Source organism: Streptomyces sp. NPDC054840, assembly GCF_053611065.1.
The window spans coordinates 1-9871 of sequence record NZ_JBSGZP010000239.1 but is presented as its reverse complement, the minus strand read 5'-3'; the positions used below and the strand labels follow the sequence as shown (position 1 = coordinate 9871).

12 protein-coding genes are annotated in these 9871 nt (G+C 66.3%); 8 read left to right on the top strand and 4 right to left on the bottom strand.

From position 1 onward, the window contains the following. The first annotated feature begins 404 nt into the window (after positions 1-404). Positions 405-1178, top strand: coding sequence for a GntR family transcriptional regulator (locus tag ACWGIU_RS18645; protein WP_453707125.1), 774 nt, complete (start codon positions 405-407; stop codon positions 1176-1178). Then, positions 1175-1744 (top strand): GNAT family N-acetyltransferase, encoded by a 570-nt coding sequence (locus tag ACWGIU_RS18640; protein WP_453707123.1) that lies wholly within the window; start codon positions 1175-1177, stop codon positions 1742-1744. Before ACWGIU_RS18645 ends, ACWGIU_RS18640 begins: the two co-directional genes overlap by 4 nt. 180 nt (positions 1745-1924) lie before the next feature. Here ACWGIU_RS18640 and ACWGIU_RS18635 read toward each other — a convergent pair whose 3' ends face one another. The 3 genes from ACWGIU_RS18635 to ACWGIU_RS18625 all read right to left on the bottom strand — a co-directional run bounded on the left by ACWGIU_RS18635 (position 1925) and on the right by ACWGIU_RS18625 (position 4673). Then, a complete protein-coding gene (locus ACWGIU_RS18635; RefSeq protein WP_453707121.1) occupies positions 1925-2548 on the bottom strand; it encodes a hypothetical protein in 624 nt (207 codons plus the stop codon). A gap of 152 nt (positions 2549-2700) precedes the next feature. Continuing rightward, on the bottom strand, positions 2701-3864 hold the full coding sequence (locus ACWGIU_RS18630) for a helix-turn-helix domain-containing protein (protein WP_453707119.1): 1164 nt from the start codon (positions 3862-3864) through the stop codon (positions 2701-2703). Between the two features lie 2 nt (positions 3865-3866). Then, positions 3867-4673: a hypothetical protein gene (locus tag ACWGIU_RS18625; protein WP_453707117.1), complete on the bottom strand. Its 807-nt coding sequence runs from the start codon at positions 4671-4673 to the stop codon at positions 3867-3869. 583 nt (positions 4674-5256) lie between these two features. Here ACWGIU_RS18625 and ACWGIU_RS18620 point away from each other — a divergent pair. After that, positions 5257-5622, top strand: a complete 366-nt coding sequence (locus ACWGIU_RS18620) for a PH domain-containing protein (protein ID WP_329100307.1) — start codon at positions 5257-5259, stop codon at positions 5620-5622. Between the two features lie 12 nt (positions 5623-5634). Here the strand turns inward: ACWGIU_RS18620 and ACWGIU_RS18615 are convergent, their stop codons facing one another. After that, positions 5635-6546, bottom strand: a complete 912-nt coding sequence (locus ACWGIU_RS18615) for an SMP-30/gluconolactonase/LRE family protein (protein WP_453707115.1) — start codon at positions 6544-6546, stop codon at positions 5635-5637. Between the two features lie 107 nt (positions 6547-6653). On the opposite strand from ACWGIU_RS18615, the gene ACWGIU_RS18610 reads away from it, so the two are divergent. The 5 genes from ACWGIU_RS18610 to ACWGIU_RS18590 all read left to right on the top strand — a co-directional run. Further along, positions 6654-7088, top strand: a complete 435-nt coding sequence (locus tag ACWGIU_RS18610; RefSeq protein WP_453707113.1) for an Lrp/AsnC family transcriptional regulator — start codon at positions 6654-6656, stop codon at positions 7086-7088. Next, a complete protein-coding gene (locus ACWGIU_RS18605; RefSeq protein ID WP_453707111.1) occupies positions 7085-7978 on the top strand; it encodes a DUF2797 domain-containing protein in 894 nt (297 codons plus the stop codon). The genes ACWGIU_RS18610 and ACWGIU_RS18605 overlap by 4 nt, the downstream gene beginning before the upstream one ends. Before the next feature lie 139 nt (positions 7979-8117). After that, positions 8118-8456, top strand: coding sequence for an antibiotic biosynthesis monooxygenase family protein (locus tag ACWGIU_RS18600; protein ID WP_453707109.1), 339 nt, complete (start codon positions 8118-8120; stop codon positions 8454-8456). Further along, on the top strand, positions 8440-9321 hold the full coding sequence (locus ACWGIU_RS18595; protein WP_453707107.1) for an amidohydrolase family protein: 882 nt from the start codon (positions 8440-8442) through the stop codon (positions 9319-9321). The genes ACWGIU_RS18600 and ACWGIU_RS18595 overlap by 17 nt, the downstream gene beginning before the upstream one ends. A gap of 153 nt (positions 9322-9474) precedes the next feature. Continuing rightward, the coding region (locus tag ACWGIU_RS18590; RefSeq protein WP_453707105.1) for a response regulator at positions 9475-9871 on the top strand (397 nt) is incomplete at its 3' end.

Below are 9871 nucleotides of genomic sequence, written 5' to 3'. Positions count from 1 at the left end.
GCTGCACATCGTTGGGGTGAAGCAGGAAGAACTCCGGCTCCCCTCAACCCCGCCCGTACGAGACGGGCGGAGGAGGCAACCGGCCGCGGTGATTCGGCGCGGAGAGGTTGAGCAGTGCGCATGTCTCCTTCAGGTCTGAGACCTGGCGTAGGCGTATGGAGACGTGACCTTTCGGTCTAAGCCCTCCGGTGAATGACAAGGCGCCGGGTCGCCTCCCCCCGTCCACTGCGGGGCCCCTGGTCGTGCTGGGCGGGCAGATCAGGGCATACTTGACCCTGCTGCACCACTTGCTCAACTTGTTGGTACAAGCTGATGCAGTGATGTTGCACCCACGGACAGTGAGTCGTCAAGGGATTGGGGCCCACATGTACCAACAAGTTGAGCGAGTGCGTCATGATGGGGCCATGAACAAGCAGCCGAAGTACCGGCAGGTGGCTGACGCCCTCCGTCGCGAGATCGACAACGGCGTCTACCCGCCGGGATCTCGTCTGCCTTCCGAGAGCGAGCTCTCAACGCGGTTCGAGGCGTCGAGGAACACGGTCCGCTCGGGCCTGAACACCCTGGTCAGTGAGGGGTTGATCTCCTCCAGCCAGGGGCTCGGCTACGAGGTGCGCAAGCATGAGGTTTTCGAACTGAATGCTTCCCGCTTCGAGAACTTGACCTTCCCGCAGAACGGCGACGCCTACAACACGGACGTCACCAACGCCGGGCGGCACCCGACCCAGACGTTTCGGGTCGAGGTGACGCCGGCAACGGACTACGTCGCCGGGCGCCTCAAGGTCGATGTCGGCTCCACCACGGTCCTGCGGTTCTGCCATCGCTTCGTGGACGATGTGCCGTGGTCCACCCAGGCGACGTACTACCCCGACTGGCTTGTGAAGGAGGCGCCTCGCCTCGCCGAGCCTGGGGACATCGCGGAGGGTACGACGCGCTACTTGGCGGCCGCCGGGATTGCGCAGATCGGCTACTTCGACGAGATCGCCACGCGAATGCCGACCCCCGATGAGTCGCGACTCCTGGACGTAGGCGCCGGAGTGCCGGTGCTGCTCTGGACCCGAACGGGCTACGCGGGCGACAAGGTCATTCGGTGCACGATCACCACCTTCCGTGGAGACCTCAACCGCATGAACTACGAGATCGGTGAACTCCCCGCACGAATCGAGGGCGAGCGCCCGTGATTATCGAGCTTGCTACCCCTGACGACCTCGCGAAGCTGCTCGCCTTCCGCGAAGAGGCGGCAGCCTGGCTGAGCGAACTCGGCTCGGATCAGTGGCGTCGCCCTTACCCGGCGGATCGACTGCTGGCCACCATCGAGGCCGGGACGGTCTTCATGGTCCGGGATGGCGGGACGACCGCAGCGACTATCACCCTCACGTCTGAGGCGGAGGACGGCCTTTGGCTGAGCGAGGAACTCGCCGAGCCGTCGATCTTCGTGAACAAGCTGACGGTTGCCAGGACGCATGCCGGGCGGGACCTTGGTGGGCGGATGCTCGATTGGGCCGGCGATCGGGCGTATCGTTCCGGCGCTTCCTGGCTCCGCCTTGACGCGTGGACGGCGAACAAGGAGCTTCAGCGCTACTACCTCCGCCATGGCTTTGAGTACGTCCGCACGATCACGGAAGGTGGGGCGGTGAACGGTGGACCGCGTGTCTCAGGATGGCTTGGCCAGCGCCCGGCGCGAAGCGATAACGGCCATGGTCTGACGGACAGGGCCCCGGATCCGGCTTCGATCGAGGCAGCGTGACATGTAGCCGCTGACGTCAAGGCTGTGGCGCGGCAGCGAAGCTTTGGGCCCCGCGGCAGCGACGCTCCCCAGGCTGCCGGGACCGGTGGGGGTCTGAGCGCTCGATCGCGGTCGAGCCAGGAGAGTGCCTGCACTTCGCCGCAGCGTCCCCGGTGCGGACCGGGGACGCGAGTCCGGTGGTTACGGGAGTATCGCTGGTGGCGTCTCGGCCCCCACGTCTTCAGGTGTGGGGACGGAAGATCTTCTCCAGACGTTCGTGCATCGGAGCGCCCCTTCGCCAGACCCAATCGTTCCGCCGAATCGTTCACCACTGGGCAACGCAAAGGTGAATTTATGCATTTCACTTTCGAGATCGTGCGAATATTCGATCTCGGTTAGCTGGTCTAGTGCGGTCGTGAAATTGACAGCCAGGTGATCCCTGAGTAGCTGTCGAGCCTCGTCGATGCTGATGGGCTCACGCGATGGTGCGTGCGTGGATCGCGCACTAATTCGGCGGAAGGCGTGCTGAATGGCGGCGAAAGTCGCCGCGGCGCCCACGCCGGCACCATAGTCGCTTGAGAATTCCAGGAGGTATTCTCCGAACGATGCCGACGCGCCCCAGTCGTGCTGATTCTCTGTTGACCGCAATCGGTTTGGGTGCGGGTATTTCAGCTTGCCGTCCAGAGTTGTAATCTTGTGTAGCTCGTGAAGTATTTCGTCGGCGGTGAGGTCAACTTCCCCCAGCTCCAGAGTCCACGCTGATTCGGGTGGCTCTGCTGGCAGCCGAACGGCCCGAACCACTACCCGGATATCCAATACCCTCACGTGTGCCTCCTCAGGAGCTTGCAAATGAGCGCCAAGCATCGGCCACCTGACGTAGCGGCAGTCTAGAGAACACCCGACCCGACGGGGGGAGTTTCGACAACTCCGCTTCGGGCCGACAGATGAAATACACAGACATGCATACAGACGGCTGCCTAGGAGCCCTTAGAAAACAGGGACACAACGCCATCAGGCAGACTCTGACCCTCAATGGGCGCTTGGCTCTGCGGTTCATAGTGAGGGAATCTCGAACAGATATGCCGAAATAGATCCAAAGGTACGCGAGATTCTTCGGCGAGCGCTCGCTGACTGATGCCTGAACCCTCCAGGAGAGCGACAGCACCTGGCAAGAGCGATGGCTGCTCAAGAACTGGCATAACTCCAGGTTCTTGTCGCCTCCAGCCCTTGGAACTCAGGAATACCATCGCATTCCTGTAGGTCACCTCGCTCATCACGCCCAGGGCGCGCGAACGGTAGAGGAGTGCTTGGAGGCTTACACCCCAAGACTCCTTCAGCTTCTGCAACTGGCCCCAGTCTGCTTTCCCTGGAAGAAGATCCACGATCTGATTACTTGGCATCAAGAACTCGGCAGCGAATCGGTCTGCTTGCGCCTCGATTTGTGCCGAGCCCGGTTCGGCATCTGCGTGCATGACTAGATGGCCCAGCTCGTGGGCGAGGTCGAAGCGTTGCCTGTAGTAGTCGCGCTTTGTGGGGTTTAGCACTACTACGGGTCGAGACATTCCTTCGAACGAGTATGCGTCCACACTTGCGCTCGCCGGTGGGCTGAACACCACCAGCACACCCCGATTCTCCGCACTGCGAACCAAGTGTGGAAGTGGTCCTAGATTCATATCCCAAGCCATTCGCAGCCGGCGCGCGGCATCCTCGGGCGAATCTTCATCTCCCGAGATATCCAAGTTCTGAATATCGGCGTTCGGGAACTCTACGTGGCGTTCAAGGGTTGCGGAGATTTCAACCGTCGCAAGGCCGTACGCAAGCGCTTGATCTCGGGCCAGCTGGGTCGTGGAACGCAGAGAGCGGAAATGTGCCACGACATCGGAGAACTCCAGCTCCACGGGCCCAGGAAGAAAGAACGATGGATCCACACCGAGTGCCAGGCTGAGTTGCGCAACGGTGGCTGGAGCCGGCCTCTTTGTGTTCTTTTCGTACGAGGCGATAGCTGTGGGCGTTTTGCCTACTTGATCGGCCAACTGGTTCTTACGGAGGCCCGCCAACTGGCGGGCCAACCGCAAGCGCCTCCCGTCGAAGAGCTGCGCAACATCACCGACCTGGACTGAGGACCGGTGACGAGAATTCATGCTTAACCACTCGTTTCGTTACTGTTGCGCTCCTTCGGCGTCTTGCGCAGGCGCACCGGAGCGTCAGAGACAACTTCGTTCGGGTTCGGAGTGTACGGCTGCGGGTCGTAACCAGGTCGCACGCCCCCGCCGGACTCAGGCGGCAGCGTCATCAGATTCTGATACCAGTGCCAAGCCTGGTGGCGCGCGATTTTAGGCCGCCCGAAGAGCAGCTCCCGCTCCTTGAGTTCTTTGTGGATGCTGTGACCAACGACGAAGGTGTCGATGCCGTCTTCCCCGTCCGGGTCAACGAGGACGGGAGCCGATGTGAAAGTGTCCAGCTGGGGCCCGCCGATGTCGAACAGACCAGGCTGGTCCGGGTCGGGGTACGAGGCCACGCGCCGCTTGGTGGCGCTCTTCGTAACCCAGCGAATCTTCCGGTGCCGCCCGAACGGAAACGACTGCAAGAGCCAACGCCGCGAGCCGTACTGCCACCCGGGCGAGTTGTTCAGGGGCGAGTAGGTGACGAGGCCGGGCGCGAGCCGCGGCATCCTCTTGAGGTCGTCGGGATGCAGTCCGTCCTGTACCGCCTCCATCCCCGCGTCGGCGGGCAGGCCGGCCGGGAGGTGGTAGTCGCCACAGGAGAAGACCCGGTCCATGCGGTCACCGATGAGGCCATGGGCTGTGTAACCGACCCAGCCCGGCCCGTACCCACGACGCGGATCCCAGTCCCGCATCGTCTCCGCGTAGGCGGAGCCCACTGCCCAGGTGATGCCCGGGAGCACACCCGAAATAGAGAGGTCGGCGATGACCTCATCCTGCTCAGTCATATCGGCACTGTATCGGATCTCAGTAAGTCGTGCATCAAACTGAACCATCTGTCGTTCTTGGAGTCGCTGGGTGAACCGTTAGGGGTCGGGGCAAGGTATCGGACCCCACTGACAATCCCGCGTCGCCCCGTGGCGGCCGGGGCGCCGTTCAAGGCCGTCTCATGCGGCTCGGCTGATTCGCGAGACCCCTGTGTACCTGTGTGACATCAGCCGCTGACATCAACGTCGGCGTACATCCGTAGATGTCCACGGACACCGCGCCAGCTCGATGACCAGCTGGGCGCGGTGCCTGCCGAGGGCGGTGCCGGTGTGTGCGTGAGCGGCACACGCCTACGGATCAGAAGGTTGCAGGTTCGAATCCTGCCGAGTGCACAGCAGGACAGAGGCCCCCAGGAGAAATCCTGGGGGCCTCTGTCGTATGTCCTGACAGTCCCGCGTCTCCTCCTTGATGGGGACGGGGTCCCCCGGAGGATGTCAGGGGTGGGATGGCTCCGGTGGGGGACGCGGACGAGAGGTCGGCCTCGGTACGGTTTCTGAAGATCGTCCGAAGCTGGACATCCGAAGCTGGAAAACGGGGGCACTCATGGGACTGTTCGGGAACGCGCACACCGTCGACCCTGTGTCGGCGCAGCGGGACTACGCCCGGCTGCTGGGTCAGGGGGAGCAGGTACATGCCGCCTACCTGCTGATCCGGGACACGATCCTGTTCACCGACCGGCGGCTCGTGCTCGTCGACAAGCAGGGGCTCACGGGGAAGAAGGTGGAGTACCACTCCATCCCGTACCGGAGCATCACGCACTTCTCCGTCGAGACCGCCGGGCACTTCGATCTCGACGCCGAGCTCAAGATATGGATATCCGGAAGCTCGGCGCCGATCGAGAAGACCTTCACCAAGGGCGTCGACATCTACGAGGTGCAGGCGATCCTGACCCAGTTCGTCGCCCGGTAGGCGCCCCGGCCCTCAGAGGACCCGGGGCAGGCCGGTCACCGACATCACCAGGGAGTAGAGGGAAGTGGTGGCGGTGATGAAGAGGCGGTTGTTCTTGGCGCCGCCGAAGGCGATGTTCGAGACCGGTTCGGGGACGCGCAGGCGGCCGATCAGGGTGCCGTCCGCGGCATAGCAGCGGACGCCGTTCTCCATCGCGGCCGCCCACAGCCGGCCCTCGTCGTCGAAGCGGATGTTGTCGACACCGGGGCAGGCGGTGAAGACACGGTCGTCGGTCAGGGCGCCGTTGTCGGTGACCTTGAAGGCGCGGATGTGGCCGGCCCGGGTGTCCGCGGCGTACAGCTCGCTCTCGTCGGGGGAGAAGACCAGGCCGTTGGGGCCGAGGAAGCCGTCGGCGACCATCCGGACCTCTCCGGTCGAGGGTTCGGCCCGGTAGAGGTTGCAGGCGCCGATCTCGCTGGGTGCGCGGTGGCCCTCGTAGTCGTTGGTGATGCCGAAGTCCGGGTCGGAGAACCAGATGGAGCCGTCCGAGCGGACGACCGCGTCGTTCGGACTGTTGAGCCGCTTGCCGTCGAAGCGGTCGGCGATGACGGTGAGGCTCCCGTCCGGTTCGGTGCGGGTGACGCGCCGGTTGCCCTGCTCACAGGTGATCAGGCGGCCTTCGCGGTCCAGGGTGTTGCCGTTGGAGTGGCCGGCCGGGGAGCGGAAGACGGAGACCGCGCCGGTCGCCTCGTCCCAGCGCAGTATCCGGTCGTTGGGGATGTCGCTCCACACCAGTTGCCGCCAGGCGGGCAGGTAGAGCGGGCCCTCCGCCCAGCGGCAGTCGTCGTAGAGCCGATCCAGCCGGGCGTCGCCGTTGGCGCAGCGGCCGGTCCGGAATCGTTCATCCAGAATCTCGTACAAGGTGAGGTCGGCTATGTCAGACATGATTCCCCCTGGAAGAGTTCTACCGAATTTCATTCGGTCCGAGGTTGAGATTGCAGGATCAGGTACCGTCTTCGCAAGGGTCGACAGGCCCATGAGAGGAAGATTGCGTGGACGACATCGACCGTGCGCTCGTCCTGCGCCTGCAGCAGGACGCCGGCCAGTCGTACGCCGCCCTCGGCACGGCTGTCGGGCTCTCGGCGGGGGCCACCCACGAGCGGGTCCGCAAACTGCGCGAGCGCGGGGTGATCCGGCGGACCACCGTGGACATCGACCCGGCAGCCGTCGGCAGCGGAGTCCTGGCCTACGTGATGGTCGACTCCAACGCCTGGATGGGCGAGTCCGGTGCCGACTTCGCCGCGATCCCCGAGATCCAGGAGGCGCACATCATCGCGGGCAGCGCGTCGGTACTGGTCAAGGTGCGTACGGCTTCGACCGAGCGGCTGCAGGACGTCCTGCGCCGCCTCTATGCCATCGACGGCGTCAGCGGTACGCACGCCACCGTCGTCCTGGACACCTTCTTCGAGCGGCCGCTCCCGCTGTGACGTGGTGGTGCACCGGGATCCGGTGGAAGGACGGCCGCCCCACCATCGGGTGGTACGGGGAAGGACGCTGCGAGCGGGTGAGCGAGCTGGCGTACGGGCAGCGGATCGCCTTCGCCGCACGCGGGGAGAGGCACTGCCTCGGCGTGTGGCGGGCGGGGAAGCGCACTCCTTGCCCCACCGCGCACCCCGTCCCGGGCCGCGCCGGGAACGCGCAATGCCCCGACTGCGCCCGCCTCGACCGGTCGTTCTCCGTGGCGGCCGACACCAACGCCGCCGATGCGCGCACCTACCGGGTCTACCTGGCCTGGTTCGGGCCCGGCATGGTCAAGGTCGGGATCACCGCCGAGGAACGCGGCTCGGCCCGGCTGCTGGAACAGGGGGCGGTGGCGTGGGCCTGGCTCGGGCGCGGTCCGCTGATGGCCACCCGGCGCACCGAGGAGCTGCTGCGGGCGGCGCTCGGGGTGCCCGACCGGATCGCGTACGCCCGTAAGCGCGGCGCACGGGCCCACCTGCCGGCCGCGGCCGATCGGGCCCGGGAGGTCGCCGAGCTGCACGCACGGGCGGCGGCGCTGGCCGGGTGGCCGGAGTCGCTGGAGCGGGTGGAGTGCGTAGTGGCCGACCATGCCGAGGCATTCGGGTGGGACGCCCTGCCGGGCCTGCCGGGGCCGGGGCGGGTGCTCACCGAGATGGTGTCCGGCGGGTCGGTCGTGGGCCGGCTGGTGGGCGCGGCCGGTCCCGATCTGCACCTCGCGGACGGACTCGTGGTGGACACCCGGCTGCTGGCGGGATGGGAGCTCATCGCTCCGGGGGACGAGGCCGTGACCTCGGTCCCGACGGCGCAGATCCCGCCCGCCTACGGGGCTCCCGCCGAGCAGGGCGGGCTGTTCTGACAGAGGCGGCCCGTGGCTCGAAGCCTGGCGCGGAGCATGGCTCGGGTCGCGGCGGCCATGGTCAAAACTTGGATCCCTTTGCCCTTCCGGGGCCGATTCCGGTGGACAGGCCAGGGGCGCTCCGCCGAGGGTGTTCGACATGACCATCCAGCCGGTACCGGCCTTCGAACCTCCTTATGTCATGGCCGTTTTCAGCAACATCCGCACCGCCGACGACAGCGGATACCCCGAGACCCTCGCGCGGATGAAGGAGATCGTCCGGACGAACCCGGGATACCTCGGCTACGAGTCCGCACGTACCCCTGGAGGCCTCGGCATCACCGTCGCCTACTTCCGCGACCACGAGTCCCTCACCCTGTGGCGGAGGGACATGGAACACCAGGCGGCCATGAACCAGGGCCGCTCCGACTGGTACGAGAGCTACACCCTGCACGTCGGGACCGTCGAGCGGAGCCACGGCTTTGTCCGCAACGGCTGAGGCGGTCCGCGCCTTCCGGGAGCGGCTCGGGCTGCCCGGACTGGTCGACGTCCACACCCACTTCATGCCCGAGCGCGTCCTGGACAAGGTGTGGGACTACTTCGACGCGGTCGGCCCGCTGACCGGCGTCGAGTGGCCCATCACCTACCGGCACGAGGAGGAGCAGCGCGTCGCGCTCCTGCGGGAGTTCGGGGTCCGGGCCTTCACCGCCATGCTCTACCCGCACAAACCGGCGATGGCCGCCTGGCTCAACGCCTGGTCCGCCGGTTTCGCCGCCCGCACCCCCGACTGCCTGCACACCGCGACGTTCTTCCCGGAGGAAGGCGTGAGCGCGTACGTCCGCCAGGCCGTGGAGTCCGGGGCACGGATCTTCAAGTCACACCTGCAGGTCGGCGGCTACGACCCGAACGACGACCGGCTCGACCCCGTCTGGGGGCTGCTCACCGAGGCCGGCTTGCCGATCGTGATCCACTGCGCCTCCGGCCCCGTCCCGGGCAAGCACACCGGACCCGAGCCGATCGCCCGTCTGCTGGCACGCCACCCGAGGCTGCCCCTGGTCATCGCCCACATGGGCATGCCCGAGTACGCCGATTTCCTCGACCTCGCCGACCGGTACGCCGAGGTGCGCCTGGACACCACCATGGCGTTCACCGACTTCTCCGAGCAGATGTGCGGCTTCCCGCCCGGGGATCTCGCACGCTTGGCGGACCTGGGCGACCGGATCCTCCTCGGCACCGACTTCCCGAACATCCCCTACCCCTACGAGCACCAGCTCGCCGCGCTCGAACGACTCGGCCTCGGCGACGACTGGCTGCGGGCGGTCTGCCACGACAACGGCGCCCGGCTGTTCCGCCTCGACGGCTGACGACCCGGCCCCGGCGTCCAGCCTTGGCGACCCGTCCGGCCGGCCCTGGCGCCCCGGCCCGGCCGCCTCGCCTCCTTCCCGGATTTTCTTTCTCAGGAAATTCACAGGAAAGGCGCAAGAACGCTCTCAGAGGCGCCGGACAGGTTGTTCGGTATGACTGCGACGACCACCTCCCATGCGTCCACGTCCACCCACCACCCGGCGGCCCTGGTGCGGCCCGACGGCGGGCCCTGCCGGGTCCTCGTCGTCGACGACGAGGCCTCGCTCTCCGAGCTGCTGTCCATGGCCCTGCGCTACGAGGGCTGCGAGGTCCGCAGCGCCGGCGACGGGGCGGGCGCGGTGAGGGCGGCGCGGGAGTTCCGGCCCGACGTGGTCGTCCTCGACATCATGCTTCCCGACATGGACGGCCTGGCCGTCCTCGGACGGCTACGCCGGGAGATCCCCCAGGTCCCCGTGCTGTTCCTGACCGCCAAGGACTCGCTGGAGGACCGGATCGCTGGCCTCACGGCGGGCGGCGACGACTACGTCACCAAGCCCTTCAGCCTGGAGG